The 15353-nt window shown below is 62.2% G+C and carries 15 protein-coding genes; 8 read left to right on the top strand and 7 right to left on the bottom strand.

Features of this window, described 5'->3' with window-relative positions:
* Positions 1 to 187: 187 nt before the first annotated feature.
* Positions 188 to 598: a large-conductance mechanosensitive channel protein MscL gene (mscL, locus tag EL255_RS05180; RefSeq protein ID WP_033131098.1), complete on the top strand. Its 411-nt coding sequence runs from the start codon at positions 188 to 190 to the stop codon at positions 596 to 598.
* A gap of 113 nt (positions 599 to 711) precedes the next feature.
* Here the strand turns inward: mscL and xerD are convergent, their stop codons facing one another.
* Complete coding sequence (gene xerD / locus EL255_RS05175) at positions 712 to 1623, bottom strand: site-specific tyrosine recombinase XerD (RefSeq protein WP_042652772.1); 912 nt, start codon at positions 1621 to 1623, stop codon at positions 712 to 714.
* Between the two features lie 175 nt (positions 1624 to 1798).
* On the opposite strand from xerD, the gene fldB reads away from it, so the two are divergent.
* The 4 genes from fldB (at position 1799) to EL255_RS05155 (ending at position 6054) form a co-directional block, all read left to right on the top strand.
* Positions 1799 to 2317 carry a flavodoxin FldB gene (fldB, locus tag EL255_RS05170; protein WP_042652773.1) on the top strand — a complete coding sequence of 173 codons (519 nt, stop codon included), beginning with the start codon at positions 1799 to 1801 and terminating at the stop codon, positions 2315 to 2317.
* A 317-nt stretch (positions 2318 to 2634) separates the two neighbouring features.
* A complete protein-coding gene (locus EL255_RS05165) occupies positions 2635 to 4035 on the top strand; it encodes a TldD/PmbA family protein (protein WP_042652774.1) in 1401 nt (466 codons plus the stop codon).
* Positions 4035 to 5375: a TldD/PmbA family protein gene (locus EL255_RS05160; RefSeq protein WP_042652775.1), complete on the top strand. Its 1341-nt coding sequence runs from the start codon at positions 4035 to 4037 to the stop codon at positions 5373 to 5375. Before EL255_RS05165 ends, EL255_RS05160 begins: the two co-directional genes overlap by 1 nt.
* 301 nt (positions 5376 to 5676) lie before the next feature.
* Positions 5677 to 6054, top strand: coding sequence for a VOC family protein (locus tag EL255_RS05155; protein ID WP_042652776.1), 378 nt, complete (start codon positions 5677 to 5679; stop codon positions 6052 to 6054).
* A 69-nt stretch (positions 6055 to 6123) separates the two neighbouring features.
* On the opposite strand, the gene EL255_RS05150 is transcribed toward EL255_RS05155, so the two are convergent.
* On the bottom strand, positions 6124 to 7050 hold the full coding sequence (locus EL255_RS05150; RefSeq protein WP_042652777.1) for a L,D-transpeptidase family protein: 927 nt from the start codon (positions 7048 to 7050) through the stop codon (positions 6124 to 6126).
* A gap of 454 nt (positions 7051 to 7504) precedes the next feature.
* Between EL255_RS05150 and trhP the strand changes: the two genes are divergently transcribed.
* Positions 7505 to 8866, top strand: a complete 1362-nt coding sequence (trhP, locus tag EL255_RS05145; RefSeq protein WP_042652778.1) for a prephenate-dependent tRNA uridine(34) hydroxylase TrhP — start codon at positions 7505 to 7507, stop codon at positions 8864 to 8866.
* A gap of 1 nt (position 8867) precedes the next feature.
* Entirely contained in the window at positions 8868 to 9116 is a 249-nt protein-coding gene (locus EL255_RS05140; RefSeq protein ID WP_042652779.1) for a YfhL family 4Fe-4S dicluster ferredoxin, read from the top strand.
* Between the two features lie 257 nt (positions 9117 to 9373).
* Here the strand turns inward: EL255_RS05140 and EL255_RS05135 are convergent, their stop codons facing one another.
* Positions 9374 to 9766 carry a DUF1090 domain-containing protein gene (locus EL255_RS05135; protein ID WP_042652780.1) on the bottom strand — a complete coding sequence of 131 codons (393 nt, stop codon included), beginning with the start codon at positions 9764 to 9766 and terminating at the stop codon, positions 9374 to 9376.
* Between the two features lie 161 nt (positions 9767 to 9927).
* Between EL255_RS05135 and EL255_RS05130 the strand changes: the two genes are divergently transcribed.
* Entirely contained in the window at positions 9928 to 10281 is a 354-nt protein-coding gene (locus EL255_RS05130) for a DsrE/DsrF/TusD sulfur relay family protein (RefSeq protein ID WP_042652781.1), read from the top strand.
* A 3-nt stretch (positions 10282 to 10284) separates the two neighbouring features.
* Here EL255_RS05130 and EL255_RS05125 read toward each other — a convergent pair whose 3' ends face one another.
* The 4 genes from EL255_RS05125 to truB all read right to left on the bottom strand — a co-directional run bounded on the left by EL255_RS05125 (position 10285) and on the right by truB (position 15353).
* Positions 10285 to 11502: an MFS transporter gene (locus EL255_RS05125; RefSeq protein ID WP_042652782.1), complete on the bottom strand. Its 1218-nt coding sequence runs from the start codon at positions 11500 to 11502 to the stop codon at positions 10285 to 10287.
* Between the two features lie 133 nt (positions 11503 to 11635).
* The gene (gene pnp / locus EL255_RS05120; RefSeq protein ID WP_042652783.1) at positions 11636 to 13783 is read right to left on the bottom strand and encodes a polyribonucleotide nucleotidyltransferase; all 2148 of its coding nucleotides are present in this window, start codon (positions 13781 to 13783) and stop codon (positions 11636 to 11638) included.
* Between the two features lie 180 nt (positions 13784 to 13963).
* Positions 13964 to 14233 carry a 30S ribosomal protein S15 gene (gene rpsO, locus EL255_RS05115; protein WP_005317514.1) on the bottom strand — a complete coding sequence of 90 codons (270 nt, stop codon included), beginning with the start codon at positions 14231 to 14233 and terminating at the stop codon, positions 13964 to 13966.
* Between the two features lie 160 nt (positions 14234 to 14393).
* Positions 14394 to 15353 carry a tRNA pseudouridine(55) synthase TruB gene (gene truB / locus EL255_RS05110; protein ID WP_042652784.1) on the bottom strand — a complete coding sequence of 320 codons (960 nt, stop codon included), beginning with the start codon at positions 15351 to 15353 and terminating at the stop codon, positions 14394 to 14396.

The following is a 15353-nucleotide window of genomic DNA, read 5'->3' as shown; positions in this document are numbered from 1 at the left end:
TATCGATGAGTTAATAGCGCCAGATGTAAAAAATTCCCATTCATGCAGGTTGCCAATTGGGCCGAGGCCCAGCAAGCTAATCGGGACGACAGGAGACACGACGGCCAGCCCTCTGCTCTCCTGCTGCTTTATTATTCAAATCAAAGGAGCGGTAGCGGCCGCTCAGAACCCATTTTTGGAGGGGAACATGAGTCTGATTAAAGAGTTCAAGGCCTTTGCGGCCAGAGGCAACGTCATCGACATGGCGGTCGGTATCATCATAGGTGCCGCCTTCGGCAAGATAGTCTCCTCCTTCGTGGGTGACGTCATCATGCCGCCCATCGGCCTCATCCTGGGTGGCGTGGACTTCAGCGATCTCGCCGTGACCCTGAAGGCCGCCGAAGGCGAGGTGCCCGCCGTGGTCATCGCCTACGGCAAATTCATCCAGACCGTCATCGACTTCCTGATCATCGCCTTCGCCATCTTCATGGGGCTCAAGGCCGTCAACACCCTGCAGAAGAAGCAGGAAGAGGAAGCCCCTGCCCCGGCCGGTCCCACCAAGGATCAGGAGCTGCTGAGCGAGATCCGCGATCTGCTCAAGTCCCAGCAGGGCAAGTAACCGCTCATCCTGCCCTGTGATTGAAAAAGCCGCCCCATGGTCAACATAGGGCGGCTTTTTTATGACGGCGATAACGGGGTGGCCGAGCAGGCACCAGGAGGCGGCAGTCCGGCTCAGGCGCGGGGATGATGCTCGCCGTGCAGCGTCTTGAGGCGCTCGTTCGCCACATGGGTGTAGATCTGGGTGGTGGAGAGATCCGCATGGCCCAGCAGCATCTGCACCACCCGCAGATCGGCGCCGTGGTTGAGCAGGTGGGTGGCGAAGGCGTGGCGCAGGGTGTGAGGGGAAAGCTCCCCGGCGATACCCGCCCGCGTGGCATAGAGCTTGATGCGGTGCCAGAAGGTCTGACGGGTCATCATCTGCGCCCGCTTGGAGGGGAACACCACATCCGAGCTGGTGCCACCGAGCAGCAGGGTGCGCGACTCCCGGTAGTAACGCTCCAGCCAGTGGATGGCCTCCTCCCCCATGGGCACCAGCCGCTCCTTGTTGCCCTTGCCCACCACCCGCACCAGCCCCTGGCGCAGGCTGACATGCTCGGCGGTGAGCCCCACCAGCTCGGAGACCCGCAGCCCGGTGGCATAGAGCAGCTCCAGCATCGCCTTGTCCCTCAGCTCCAGCGGATCGTCCACCAGAGGCGCCGTGAGCAACGCATCGACCTCGGCCTCGCTGAGATCCGATGGCAGCTTCTTGGGCAGCTTGGGCCCCTCCAGCAGCACGGTGGGATCGTCGCTGCGCAATTTTTCGCGGTTGAGATACTGGTAGAAGCGGCGCAGGGCCGACAGGAAGCGGGCGGTGCTGCTGGGGGCAAATTGCTGATCCACCCGCCAGGCGAGGTAGTGCTGGATGTCGTCCATGCCGGCCAGCAGCAGGGAGCCGCCCTGCCCGTCCAGCCAGAGCGCAAACTTCTCCAGATCGGTGCGGTAGGAGCCGACCGTGTTGTCAGACAGCCCCCGCTCCAGCCAGAGGGCATCGAGGAAGGGCTCGATCAGGGGGTGGTCGTGGACGGCGGGGGCTGGCTTGGTCATGGTGCTGGGTCTTGGGCAAACGGAGACTCATTGTAGCGGGCCCGTGCCGGCAGGCACAGGGGAGAGACGAACTGAGGCCCTTGCCCGGTGAAGGGGGCCGGGCAATCTGCTAAACTGGCCCCCTCCCCTAGGTTACCCAGCACATTGTTGCCCACTGCGATTCAAGAGAAGAGCGATGAAGATAGGTTTGTTTTACGGCTCCACCACCTGCTACACCGAGATGGCTGCCGAGAAGATCCGTGCCCTCATCGGCCCCGAGCTGGTCGATATCCACAACATCAAGGACGTGCCCCTCGCCCGCATGCAGGAGTACGACATCCTGATCCTCGGCATCTCCACCTGGGATTTTGGTGAGCTGCAGGAAGACTGGGAATCCCGCTGGGAAGACATCGCCGACCTCGAGCTGGAGGGGCGCATCATAGCCCTGTTTGGCCTCGGCGATCAGCTGGGCTACGGCGAGTGGTATCAGGATGCCCTCGGCCTGTTGCACGATCAGCTGGTGCCCAAGGGGGTCAAGCTGGTGGGTTACTGGCCCAACGAGGGTTATGAGTTCGATGCCTCCAAGGCGCTGATCGACGATGGCCGCCACTTCGTCGGCCTGGCCCTCGATGACGCCAACCAGTACGACCAGACCGAGCCTCGCATCGAGCAGTGGGTCGATCAGATCCTGAGCGAGATCCACGAGCTGCTCTGATCTCGCCTGCCCGGCTCCTCCAGAAGCGAAACGACTATGTCGTCGGCTGGCCTTGGGCGATGCCAGCCAGGATGACCAGATCGAGCCCTCGGTCGATCAGACCTTAAGCGAGCTCCACTAGCTGCTTTCATCTCCCCTGCCGGCGGCCTATATCTGGGCTGCCGGGCGCAGTTATCGCACCGATTACCCCAATCGATATCATTCAATGACGCTATAGCGACTTTTTTGTGCCGGTCTGCAACAATGACTTCGACCCCAATAACACAATCAGAACGGGGTCGGAAGCAAACAGGAAACAGACCAGAAAAGGATATTCCATGACCCAGATTTCTCTGCTGGCGTCCACCATTGCCCGCGACGTGCTCGACCACGCGCTGGCGCTGGGCGCCGACTTCGCCGAGCTGTTTGTGGAGCGCAAGCGCCGCAGCCAGCTCAGCCTGCTCTCCAGCCAGATAGAATCCATCAGCGGCGGCCTCGATTTCGGCATAGGCGTGCGCCTGTGTTACGGCCACAAGGTGCTCTACGGCTACACCAACCTGGCCGATCGCGATGAGTTGCTGCGCATCGTCAGCCTGCTGGCGGCCAAAGACAGGCGCGATCCCGTGGTGACCGCCACCTCCTTCGATTTCAGCCGTCTCACCGACCATCACCCCATCGCCCTGCCGCTGTCGGCGGACAAGCTGCTGGAGCAGAAGATTGCCTACCTGCATGCCATGGATGCCGCGGCCCGCGCCGAGAGCAGCAAACTGAGCCAGTTCTCCGCCAATGCGCTGGGCTGGGAGCAGGAGGTGGAGATCTTCAACAGCGAAGGGCTGCAGGTGGCCGATCGTCGCCACTACAACCGTATCACGGCCCAGAGCATAGCCATGGAAGGGAGCGAGCAGAGCGTGGGCTATGAGGCCCCCGGCGCCATGATGGGCTGGGAGCATGCCGCCCTCATCGATCCACGCGAGCTGGCCCTCTCCGCCACCCGTCAGGCGCTGGTGAAGCTGGGCGCCGCCCCCTGCCCGAGCGGCAAACTGCCGGTCATCCTGGAGAGCGGCTTTGGCGGCGTCATCTTCCACGAGGCGTGCGGCCATCTGCTGGAGACCACCTCGGTCGCCAAGAAGGCCTCGGTGTTCCACGACAAGATGGGGCAACTCATCGCCAACCCGGTGGTCAACGCGGTGGACGAAGGCTTGCAGGGCAATGCCTGGGGCTCCATCAACGTCGATGACGAGGGGATGGCGACCCAGCACACCCAGCTCATCAAGGACGGCGTGCTGACCGGCTTCCTGGCCGACCGCATGGGGGCGCTGAAGACCGGCTATGCCCGCACCGGCTCGGGCCGGCGCGAGTCCTACAAGTTCGCCCCCGCCTCGCGCATGCGCAACACCTATATCGAGGCCGGCAACCACAGCCTCGAGGAGATGCTGGCCACGGTGGAGCACGGCATCTATGCCAGGCGGATGGGGGGCGGCTCGGTGCAACCGGGCACCGGCGAGTTCAACTTCAACGTGCAGGAGGCCTACCTCATCGAGCGCGGCAAGATAACCAAACCGCTCAAGTCGGCGACCCTGATCGGCACAGGCCCCCAGGTGCTGAGAGAGATCTCCATGGTGGGCCGCGATCTCGCCATCTCCGCCGGCATGTGCGGCTCCGTCTCCGGCTCCATCCCCGCCTCGGTGGGCCAGCCGCAACTCAAGGTGGACAATATTCTGGTCGGAGGTAACGCCTGATGAGCCAACTCGATATGAATCATCTGCTCGGCCAGCTGCTCAACAAGGTTGCCGATCTTGGCGCCGAGGCGGACCTCATCGCCAACCAGGACAGGGCCTTCTCCCTCAAGGCCGACAAGGGTGAGCTGGGTGAATACAAGGTCACCAGCAGCCAGCAGCTCGGCATTCGCCTCATCAAGGATGGCCGGGTCGGCATCGCCTACTCGGAATCCCTGGATGAGGCCGCCCTCGACGCCATGTTGCAGGATGCGCTCGATGCCAGCCGCTTCGCCAGGGTAGATGCAGATCAGGCCATCCGGGTCGCAGGCAGCCACATCAGTACCGACTGCGCCGAGATCAACCAGCCCGACAACACCCCGGTGGAGGAGAAGATAGCCCTGACCCTGCGCCTCGAGGCGGACATGCTCTCCCTGCCCGATGTGACCGGCGCCCCCTACAACGGCTTCTTCGAAGGGGAGAGCCGACTCTGGCTCGCCAACAGCCAGGGCAGCCTCTGCCAGCATAGGGAGTTCAGCGTCGGTTGCCACAGCTCGGCACTGATCGAGCGTGATGGCCGCCAGTCCATGCACTATCAGGGGCAGTATGCGCGCCGCTTCGACGAGCTGGACGCGGCTCCCCTCATCGAGCAGATCCATGCCGTGGCCGACGGCCTGCTGCTGGGGGAAGCCGTGCCGAGCGGTCGCTACAGTGCCCTCTTCACCCTCAACTGCCTGGCCAGCCTGTTTGGCTGCTTCCAGGCCGCGCTGTCTGGCAAGTGGGCCCAGCAGGGGATCAACCCCTGGCGCGACAAGGTCGGCCAGGGTGTGGCCTCCCGCTGGCTCACCCTGGAGAGCCGGATCCAGATGCCGGGCGGAATGAAGATCAAGGCCTTCGACGGGGAAGGCGCCCCCACCCGGGATCTGCTGCTGATTGGCGAGGGGGAGCTCAAGACCCTGCTGCACAACAGCGCCACCGCCCACCACTTCGGTCTTCAGAGCAACGGCGCGGCGGCGCGCAGCGCCCGTGGCGCGCTGGACGTGAGCCCACGCCACCTGGTGTTTGGCACAGGTCCCCACAGCGAGGCCGAGGTCAAGGCGGGCGAGTATCTGGAGCTGGTCAAACTCGATGGCCTGCACTCGGGGGCAGATGGGGTGAGCGGCGACTTCTCGTTCGGCGCCTCCGGCTTCCTGTGCCGGGACGGCGTGCGCATCCAGCCGGTGCGTGGCATCACGGTGGCGGGTAACTTCTATCGCCTGCTGGGTGAGCTGGAGGCGGTCGGCGACCGGCTGCACCACGACGATGGCAAGGGCTTCTACGCCCCGCTGATCCGCTTCGGTGGGTTGAGCATCGCCGGTAAGTGACGGCACTCAGGATGAAAAGGGCTACTACGCGCCTGCGCAGAGCCGCTTCGGCGGTTTGAGCATCACCGGCAAGTGACTACGTCCAGGATCAAGAGGGCCACTACGCGCCGGCGCAAAGCCACTTCGGTGGCCTGAACATCGCAGGCAAGTGACTGTATTCAGAGCGGAAACCACTTCTCTTCCCCACCCAAAAACGGCGCCGTCAGGCGCCGTTTTTTCACTGCTGGCGCCCCTCTGCGGCCGCTCCTACCCTCTAAGAGCCACCGGCCGCATCGGCCGGGAACGTCTGGAGAATACGAAGATGGACAACACTCTGGTCTGGGCCGACATTCCGACAAGGGATCTGGATCGTGCCATGGCCTTCTATTCGGCCCTGCTCGACGTACCGGTCACGCCAATACAGGAGGAGGAGATGCGTTTCGCCATGTTGCGCCACGATGGCAACAATGCGGCGGCCTGCCTCGGCCCCATGGATGAGTACCACCAGCCGGGTGGCACCGGCCCCCTCATCTATCTCGCCCTCGGGGATAGGATAAAAGAAGCAGAACAGATGATCCCCCGGCTCGGCGGACGGGTGCTCGAGCCCCTGCACGCCATCGGCAGCGGCCACGGCTCCCGGGTCATCATCGAAGACACAGAGGGCAACCGGCTCGCGCTCTATGCCCCGCCCGCAGCCTGAGCGGCCTGACAAACAACAACGGCGACCCTGGGGTCGCCGTTGTTGTTATCGGGTCTCTTGACGAGACGCTCAGACCTGCGGGTTGAGGCGGGTCGGCATGCCGCTACGCTGTTCCAGCACCTGCTTGACCACGTTGGAGTCACTCTCGGCGTGGGCGATGAAGCGGCTGATGGCCGGGGTCATGGGCAGTGGCACCGACTCGGTGGAGTTGAACTCCGCCTCGTTGCGAGAGAGCGGCTCATGGACTTCCATGTAGCGGCCGCCATCCGGCTCGATGGTGGACTTCACCGGCTGGTTGACGAACTGGACGCGGGTACCGACCGGCACCTTGTCGAACAGGTACTTGATGTCGTCGGCGCGCAGGCGCACACAGCCGCTGCTCACCCGCAGACCGATGCCGAAGGTGGCGTTGGTACCGTGGATGGCGTAGAGGTTGCCGATGTAGAGGGCGTGCAGGCCCATGGGGTTATCGGGACCGGCCGGCCAGACCGCGGGCAGGGTCTTGCCCTGGGCGGCGTAACGACGACGGATGTTCTCGGTCGGGGTCCAGGTCGGGTTGGCACGCTTGCGCTCCACCTTGGTGATCCAGTTCTCCGGGGTATTCACCCCCAGCTGGCCGATGCCGATGGGCAGCACCTGCACCACGTTCTGGCCTTTCGGGTAGTAGTAGAGCCGCATCTCGGCCACGTTGATGACGATCCCTTCACGGGGCGCATTCGGCAGGATCAGCTGATGGGGTATGGTCAGCTTGCTGCCCGGGGTCGGCAGATAGGGGTCGACGCCCGGGTTCGCTTCCATGATGTTGGTCAGGCCCAACTGGAAGTCGGAGGCGATCTGCTCCAGCGGGCGATTGTCCGCGGGCACTACGTACTCCTGGTTCTCGCCGATCAGACGGCTGTTGTCGGCAGGCAGCGCGTACTCGACGGCCGCGGCCTGCTGGCTGACCAGGGTCAGAGTACATAAAAGGGCCGAAGCGGCAAAGCGAAGGGGATTCATAAAGTTCCTGTATGGTTTCCTGTACCTGTTGGCCTGAAGCCGGTTCATCCTCGGTCTGTCCCTTGTCACGAGTCGCTCTCGCCCGAGGCCAATACCGAGCGCGCATTCTTTCCCGAGTCGGACAAAATTTCAACTTGGAGATGGGCTTTTTAGAGGAAAAGATCTATTTATCGCCCAACTATGTCCCGTACCGGGTCCCTGACACGCTAGCATCGGCTGTCTGAGCGTAAAATGAACAAGGGTACTCATCCTGCCCGCCGGCTCAAATTGCATGATGGGCCTGTGACGAGTACAATCTCGCACCCCGTATATCCGCAGTATCGAGCCATTTAGTGCTCAGGGTGTACCCGCTTTGGGTGGCCGTGCGTCGAGTACGGTCGCGCAACGCCATCAACCTATACGACGCCATCAGGTGGCGCCGTCCTGATTTGCAATCAGATAGAAAGAGTCCAACATGTTCAGACCAGAATTGCTCTCCCCCGCCGGCACCCTCAAGAATATGCGTTACGCCTATGCCTATGGCGCCGACGCCGTCTATGCGGGCCAGCCCCGCTACAGCCTGCGGGTTCGCAACAACGAATTCGATCACGAGAACCTGCAACTCGGCATCAACGAGGCGCACGCGCTCGGCAAGCAGTTCTACGTGGTGGCCAACATCCAGCCCCACAACTCCAAGCTCAAGACCTTCATCCGCGACATGCGCCCGGTGGTGGAGATGAAGCCGGATGCGCTGATCATGTCCGACCCCGGTCTCATCATGATGATGCGCGAAGCCTTCCCGGACATGCCCGTTCACCTGTCGGTGCAGGCCAACGCGGTCAACTGGGCCACGGTGAAGTTCTGGCATCAGATGGGCCTGACCCGCGCCATCCTGTCCCGCGAGCTCTCCCTTGACGAGATCGAAGAGATCCGCATGCAGGTGCCAGAGATGGAGCTGGAAGTCTTCGTCCACGGCGCCCTGTGCATGGCCTACTCCGGCCGCTGCCTGCTCTCCGGTTACATCAACAAGCGCGACCCCAACCAGGGCACCTGCACCAACTCCTGCCGCTGGGAGTACAAGGTGCACGAGGGCAAGGAAGATGACGTGGGCCAGATAGTCCACCGTCAGGAGCCGATCGCCGTGCGTCCGGACAACACCTTAGGGCTAGGCAAACCGAGCGATGCGCTGGTGCTGCTGGAAGAGTCCAACCGTCCCGGCGAGTACATGACGGCGTTCGAGGATGAGCACGGCACCTACATCATGAACTCCAAGGACCTGCGCGCCGTCGAGCACGTCGAGCGTCTGACCAAGATGGGTGTGCATTCCCTCAAGATCGAAGGCCGCACCAAGTCCTTCTACTACTGTGCCCGCACCGCCCAGGTCTATCGCAAGGCCATCGACGATGCGGTCGCCGGTCGTCCGTTCGATCCGACCCTGATGGGCACCCTCGAGAACCTGGCTCACCGTGGCTACACCGAGGGCTTCCTGCGTCGTCACAACCACAGCGAGTACCAGAACTACGACTACGGCTACTCCGTCTCCGACACCCAGCAGTTCGTCGGCGAGATCACCGGCCGTCAGGGCGACATGGTGGAAGTGGAAGTGAAGAACAAGTTCCTGGTGGGCAACAGCCTGGAGCTGATGACGCCGCAAGGCAACGTCAGCTTCAACCTGGAGCAGATGCAGAACCGCAAGGGCGAGCTGATCGACACCGCACCGGGCAACGGCCACGTGGTCTATGTGCCGGTCCCGAAAGAGATCGACATCAACTACGGCATACTGCTGCGCAACCTGGGCGATCGTCAGGACACCCGCCAGCCGCACTCGGCGGCCTGAGATGGCGCTGCTCATCACCGACAAGTGCATCAACTGTGACATGTGCGATCCCGAGTGTCCGAACCAGGCCATCAGCCTGGGGGACAAGATCTACGAGATAGACCCGGATCGCTGCACCGAATGCGTCGGCCACTATGAGAAACCCACCTGCATCAGCGTCTGCCCCATCGACTGCATCATCTGGGATCCCGCTCACGTGGAAACCGAAGAGCAGTTGCTGGAGAAGTTTGTCAGCATGCACAGGCAGTAAAATTTGCATCAGCGTCTGCGCCTTGTGGACTGCATCCTCCGGGATCCCGCCCACGTGGAAACCGAAGAGCAGTGGCTGGACAAGTTTGTTCTGATGCACAAGCAATAACCGGCGTCTGCGACTCAGGGACTGCATAATCCAGGATCCCGCTCACGTGGGAACCGAAGAGCAGTGACTGAAGACGTTGGTCGGCATCCACCGTCAACGAATAAAAAAAGCCGGGATCTCCCGGCTTTTTTTATGACACGACAGCGATGTCAGGGTTTGACCAGTTTCTGCAACGCCTCCAGCTTGCGCTGGGCCTCCAGCAGCTCGGCCTGCGCCTCCTCCAGCTTGGCCTGCTTCTTGGCGATCTTGTCCGGCTTGCCCGACACCCGGGCGTTCTGCAGATCGAGCAGCCGCTCGTTCACCTCTTCCTTCTGCTTGGCGACCTCTTGCTGCTGCTCCTTGAGCAGGCCGGCATCGGTGCAATGGGCCTCGATGTTGCGCAAGGCTTGCTCCAGCCCGGCCACCTGAGCCCCATTGTCATGGGCCTTGGCAAAGGCCAGCTGCTCCGTCACGGCCTGATGCTGCGCCTTGCAGCCAATTTCCTCACTGCCATAGGCCTGACCGGCCAACAACAGCATGCTAATTCCGACAAACTTCCACATAACAACCTCATGAATCTGCCATTTTTGATGGCCGCCTATCAGACCCGACTCACCTCCCCGGGTCAAGCCGAAGACTCAAAGGGTACGACAGGGTTTGCGCAACATCACGCCAGTTCCCGCGAGATGGCGCTACAATAACGGCTTTCAGCATGGAGTCTCACATGAAGCAACAGTTCGTCATCATCGCCAACGGTGCCCCCTACGGCAGCGAATCCCTGTTCAATGCCCTGCGCCTTGCCATCGCCCTCAACGAGCAGGGCGGCGTCATCCTGAAACTATTCCTGATGTCCGACGCCGTCGGCGCCGCGCTGGCGAGCCAGGCGCCGGCCGAGGGCTACAACCTGCGCCAGATGCTGGAGATCCTGCTGGCACAGGGCACCGCGATCCGGCTGTGCAAGAGCTGCACAGACGCGCGCGGCATCAGTACCCTGCCCCTCATCGAGGGCATAGAGATAGGCACCCTGCCCCTGCTGGCCCAGTGGACCCTGGCGGCCGACAAGGTGCTGAGTTTCTAGCCGTCAGGAGCCGGCGCCGGCTCTCGCCAGGGCGGGGCGCGGGATCCGCGCTCCCCAGGCATACAGCAAGGAAGTCAGCACACAGAGCAGCGTCATCAGGATGTAGAGTGACTGCCCGCTCCACCGCTCGATGATCCAGCCTCCCAGCACGGCCCCTATGGCGCCGCCCAGTCCGGCTAAAGCGCCGGCCCCGAAATAGCTCCCTTTCAGATGAGGGGGAGACATCTGATCGATCAGCACGTTGAGCAGCGGGAACAAGATGGTCTCCCCCACGCTCAGCAGCAGCACGGCCCCGATCCAGTGCGACCACTGGGCGGGATCCCCCAGCGCAAACAGCACCTGAGCCCCCAGAAACAGCATGATGCCGAGCTGCAGCCGCACCTTGCCCGGCCAGCGCGCGAGCAGATGCAGCAGCGGGAATTGCAGCACCACCACGGTCAGCGCATTGATCGTTACCAGGATGGCGACCAGTCGCGCCACCTCGGGGGTCTCGGCCCGGGTCAGGTACTGCACCAGCGGCGAATGAAACTGGGAATAGACCAGCACCATCAGCAGGTTGGCCATCACCAGCAACAGAAAGCCCCGATCTAGCCACAGCACCCTGATGGCATCGCGCAGGCCCAGCCCGCTGCTGCGCACCTCTTGCTTCCTCAGCCGACGAAAGCCCCAGACGAAGGCGGCGCCCAGCAACAGATAGCTGCCGGAGAGCAGCAGGAAGGTCTGCTGCTGGGCGCTGATGCCGAGGGTCACTCCGAGCAGAGGTCCGATCGCCGCCCCCAGGTTGAGCAGGAAGTAACGCAGGTGCAGCGCCAGCTCGCGGGCCTTGGGGGAATCTAGGCTGTCGGCCATCAGCGCCTTGCCGGGGGCATCGATGAGCCCGGAGGCGAGGCCGCTGCCGATCACCCCGAGCCCCAACCAGAGCACAGAGTGGGAGAAACCGAGCAGGCCATAGCAGAGCAACGCGACCAGGCAGCCCGCCAGCAGGATGTTGCGTCGCCCCAGCCGGTCCGACAGCCAGCCGCCGTAGAAGCTGATCAGGGTCGAGAGCGCCGCACTCGCGCCCAGCATGGCCCCTATGCTGGTGGCCGAGAGCGCATACTCCCGATAGAGCAAGATGGAGAGAAAGGGCCAGACCATGTAATAGCTGGTGCGCACCAGGAAGGTGCCCAGGATCACGGTCCAGACCAGGGGGGGAAACTGCCTGAGGAGGGCCCACGACATCGTACTGCTCCTTGTTACCCGTCGCACGGGGAGCCCACTGTTGTAGCAGAGGGGCTCATAAGAAACAACGGCGCCCGAGACGCGGGCACAAAAAAGCCGACCCTGAGGTCGGCTTCTTGACGGCACGGCAGCCTTATTCGGCAGTCGGCTCTTCGACGGCGGCAACGGCCACGTCAGCAACCGGGGCGGCGGCTTCGGTCGATGCATTCGCTTCCTTGATGGAGAGACGCACGCGGCCTTGACGGTCCACTTCCAGTACCTTCACCTTCACAACATCACCGATCTTCAGGAAGTCGGCCACGTTCTGCACGCGGGCATCGGTGATCTGGGAGATGTGTACCAGACCGTCTTTACCCGGCAGGATGTTGACGAAGGCGCCGAAATCGGCCAGACGCACAACCTTGCCTTCATAGATGCGGTTCACTTCGATCTCGGCGGTGATGGCCTCGATACGACGGATGGCTTCCATGGCGGCTTCGTTGGCAACGGCGGAGATGCGGACGGTGCCGTCATCATCCAGCTCGATGTTGGTGCCGGTCTCTTCGGTCAGGGCACGGATCACGGAACCACCCTTGCCGATCACATCCTTGATCTTCTCAGGATTGATCTTGATGGTGTGGATGCGCGGGGCGAAATCGGAGATCTCGGCACGGGGAGCCTGGATGGCTTCGTCCATGACCTTCAGGATGTGCAGGCGAGCGCCACGGGCTTGCTTGAGGGCAATCTCCATGATCTCTTTGGTGATGCCTTCGATCTTGATGTCCATCTGCAGCGCGGTGATACCCTGGGTAGTACCGGCCACCTTGAAGTCCATGTCGCCCAGGTGATCTTCGTCACCCAGAATGTCGGACAGCACGACGAAACCTTCTTCTTCCTTCACCAGACCCATGGCGATACCGGCAACGGAGGCCTTGATCGGCACACCCGCGTCCATCAGCGCCAGGGAGGAACCACAAACGGAGGCCATGGAGGAGGAACCGTTGGATTCGGTGATTTCAGACACCACGCGCACCACGTACGGGAACTCGGCGGCGCTCGGCATCACGGCAGCAACGCCACGCTTGGCCAGACGACCGTGACCGATCTCACGACGCTTCGGGCTACCCATCATGCCGGTCTCGCCGACGCAGTACGGTGGGAAGTTGTAGTGCAGCATGAAGCGGTCGGCGCGGTGGCCGGCCAGCTCGTCGATGTTCTGGGCGTCACGCTCGGTACCCAGGGTCGCAACCACGATCGCCTGAGTCTCACCACGGGTGAACAGGGCGGAGCCGTGAGCACGCGGCAGGATGCCGGTGCCAACGGACAGGGCGCGGATCATTTCCGGATCGCGACCATCGATACGCGGCTCGCCACGGACCACACGGCCACGGACGATGCGGCTTTCCAGGCTGTGGAACTCTTCGCCGATCTTCTTGGCATCTTCTTCCACGCCGGCAGCGATAACCTGCTCGACCACACGCTGCTTGATGGCACCGATGGCGGCGTAACGCACGGCCTTCTCGGTGATGCGGTAGGCTTCACCCAGCTCGGCGGTGGCCAGCTCGGCAATCTTGGCCTTCAGCGCTTCGTTGGTCGCAGGCGGGGTCCAATCCCACGGCTGGGTACCCACGTCGGCGGCGAATGCGTTGATGGCGTTGATCACCACTTGCATCTGCTCGTGGCCATAGACCACGGCGCCCAGCATTACTTCTTCGGACAGGATGGCCGCTTCGGATTCCACCATCAGCACCGCGTTGGCGGTACCGGCGACGACCAGGTCCAGATCGCTCTGCGGCAGTTCCTGGGTGGTCGGGTTCAGCACGTACTGGCCGTTCATGTAACCGACGCGGGCAGCAGCAATCGGGCCGCCGAACGGGATGCCGGAGATGGCCAGTGCAGCAGAGGCACCGATCATGGCAACGATGTCGGGGGACACGGCCGGGTTCACGGACATGACGGTGGCAACCACCTGAACCTCATTGAGGAAGCCTTCCGGGAACAGCGGACGAATAGGACGGTCGATCAGACGGGAGATGAGGGTCTCGCCTTCGCTCGGACGGCCTTCGCGACGGAAGAAACCACCCGGGATACGACCAGCAGCATAGGTACGCTCCTGGTAGTTGACGGTCAGCGGGAAGAAATCACGGCCGTGATCGGCCTCTTTCTTGCCGACTACGGTCACAAATACGCAGGTATCGTCCATGCTGACCATTACGGCCGCAGTGGCTTGACGGGCCATCACACCGGTTTCCAGGGTAACGGTGTGTTGACCGTACTGGAATGACTTTACAATAGGATTCACGTGAATTTCCTTTTTACAATTTGGCTCTTTAAATTCGCGTGCAAGTATACTTGATTCGAACCAAAAGGTAAGCGGTGGCACACATTCTGTGAGGCAGGCAACGCTTTGCAGCGCGATAAAAATGATCCATAAAAAAGGGGAACCTCACGGTTCCCCTTTTTCGCGAAATCTGATGGTCGATTAACGACGCAGACCCAGCTTGGCGATCAGAGCAGCGTAACGCTGAACGTCTTTACGCTTCAGGTAGTCCAGCAGTTTGCGACGCTGGGAAACCATGCGCAGCAGACCACGACGACCGTGGTGATCCTTGGCGTGCTCTTTGAAGTGACCTTGCAGATGGTTGATCTGGGCAGTCAGCAGGGCAACCTGCACTTCGGGGGAGCCAGTGTCGTTGGCGCAACGAGCGTTGTCAGCAACGATGGAAGCTTTGATCTCAGCATTTAGAGACATGGTATTACTCCAGTAGAGTGTTTAAAGGTTCACAGCCAATCTCTAATTCAGCCGTGAAATGAGGGCGGTATCATAATCGCACCCGCCCCCTTTCGCAACGAGAAAGACGCGCGACGGGAAAGATGTGCGATGGGCGAGCTGCCCCGATACCGCCTGAGGATCACTCCTCGTCTTGTTCGTCGTGATAGCGTACCAGCCGCTTGGGGGCGACCCGGCCTTCGTCGTCGATCTCGCCGACGCCGATGAACTCGCGCTCAGGACCGACCGTCATGCGAACCTGACCGCCTTGCGGGGCACCGGCCACCTGTACGGCCTGACCCTGGTTCACATAGGCGGCCACCGCCGCCAGCATGTTCACCTCGGGCAGGGCCGCCACGGCGGTATCCATCGGCAGCAACAGGGGATCGAGCTGTTCCCGCGGCGGAATGCTCTCGACCTTGGCCTGCTCGAAGATGCACTCGAGCTGATCCAGGGTCAGCATCCGCTCATAGGGATAGTTCGCCACCTGGGTACGACGCAGCTGGCTGACGTGTGCACCACAGCCCAGCACTTCGCCCAGATCGTCCACCAGGGAACGGATGTAGGTACCCTTGCTGCAATGCACCTCCAGCCGCACCTCATCCCCTTCAAAACTCAGCAGTTTGAGCTCGAACACAGTGATGGGACGGGCTTCCCGCTCGATCTCGATGCCTTCACGGGCGTACTCATAGAGCGGGCGACCGTTGTGCTTGAGGGCGGAGTACATGGACGGCACCTGCATGATGGGGCCGCGGAACTGGTCCAGCGACTCGATCAGGGTGCCCAGGGCCACGTTCACCGGCCGGGTGGAGACCACCTCGCCGTCGGAGTCGCTGGTGTTGGTGCGCTCTCCCAGCTTGGCGGTCACCTCATAGCGCTTGTCCGCCTCCAGCAGATACTGGGAGAACTTGGTGGCCTCACCGAGGCAGATCGGCAGCATGCCGGTCGCCAGCGGATCCAGGGCACCGGTGTGACCGGCCTTGGCGGCATTGTAGATACGCTTGACCTTCTGCAACACATCGTTGGAGGTCAGACCGGTCGGCTTGTCCAGCAGCAGGATGCCGTGTACGTCACGACCCTTGAAACGGCGTCTACGAGACAT

It is taken from the genome of Aeromonas encheleia (assembly GCF_900637545.1).
Taxonomy (GTDB): domain Bacteria; phylum Pseudomonadota; class Gammaproteobacteria; order Enterobacterales; family Aeromonadaceae; genus Aeromonas; species Aeromonas encheleia.
Note: the sequence above shows the minus strand (reverse complement) of the source record. Positions and strands in the feature narration are given on the sequence as shown.

Coding starts and splice junctions, on each gene's coding strand:
- EL255_RS05165 (WP_042652774.1), top strand. CDS start 2,635: ATGACCCAGATTTCTCTGCTGGCGTCCACCATTGCCCGCGACGTGCTC.
- EL255_RS05140 (WP_042652779.1), top strand. CDS start 8,868: ATGGCGCTGCTCATCACCGACAAGTGCATCAACTGTGACATGTGCGAT.
- EL255_RS05125 (WP_042652782.1), bottom strand. CDS start 11,502: ATGTCGTGGGCCCTCCTCAGGCAGTTTCCCCCCCTGGTCTGGACCGTG.
- rpsO (WP_005317514.1), bottom strand. CDS start 14,233: ATGTCTCTAAATGCTGAGATCAAAGCTTCCATCGTTGCTGACAACGCT.
- EL255_RS05160 (WP_042652775.1), top strand. CDS start 4,035: ATGAGCCAACTCGATATGAATCATCTGCTCGGCCAGCTGCTCAACAAG.
- EL255_RS05130 (WP_042652781.1), top strand. CDS start 9,928: ATGAAGCAACAGTTCGTCATCATCGCCAACGGTGCCCCCTACGGCAGC.
- fldB (WP_042652773.1), top strand. CDS start 1,799: ATGAAGATAGGTTTGTTTTACGGCTCCACCACCTGCTACACCGAGATG.
- trhP (WP_042652778.1), top strand. CDS start 7,505: ATGTTCAGACCAGAATTGCTCTCCCCCGCCGGCACCCTCAAGAATATG.
- EL255_RS05135 (WP_042652780.1), bottom strand. CDS start 9,766: ATGTGGAAGTTTGTCGGAATTAGCATGCTGTTGTTGGCCGGTCAGGCC.
- truB (WP_042652784.1), bottom strand. CDS start 15,353: ATGTCTCGTAGACGCCGTTTCAAGGGTCGTGACGTACACGGCATCCTG.
- xerD (WP_042652772.1), bottom strand. CDS start 1,623: ATGACCAAGCCAGCCCCCGCCGTCCACGACCACCCCCTGATCGAGCCC.
- mscL (WP_033131098.1), top strand. CDS start 188: ATGAGTCTGATTAAAGAGTTCAAGGCCTTTGCGGCCAGAGGCAACGTC.
- EL255_RS05150 (WP_042652777.1), bottom strand. CDS start 7,050: ATGAATCCCCTTCGCTTTGCCGCTTCGGCCCTTTTATGTACTCTGACC.
- EL255_RS05155 (WP_042652776.1), top strand. CDS start 5,677: ATGGACAACACTCTGGTCTGGGCCGACATTCCGACAAGGGATCTGGAT.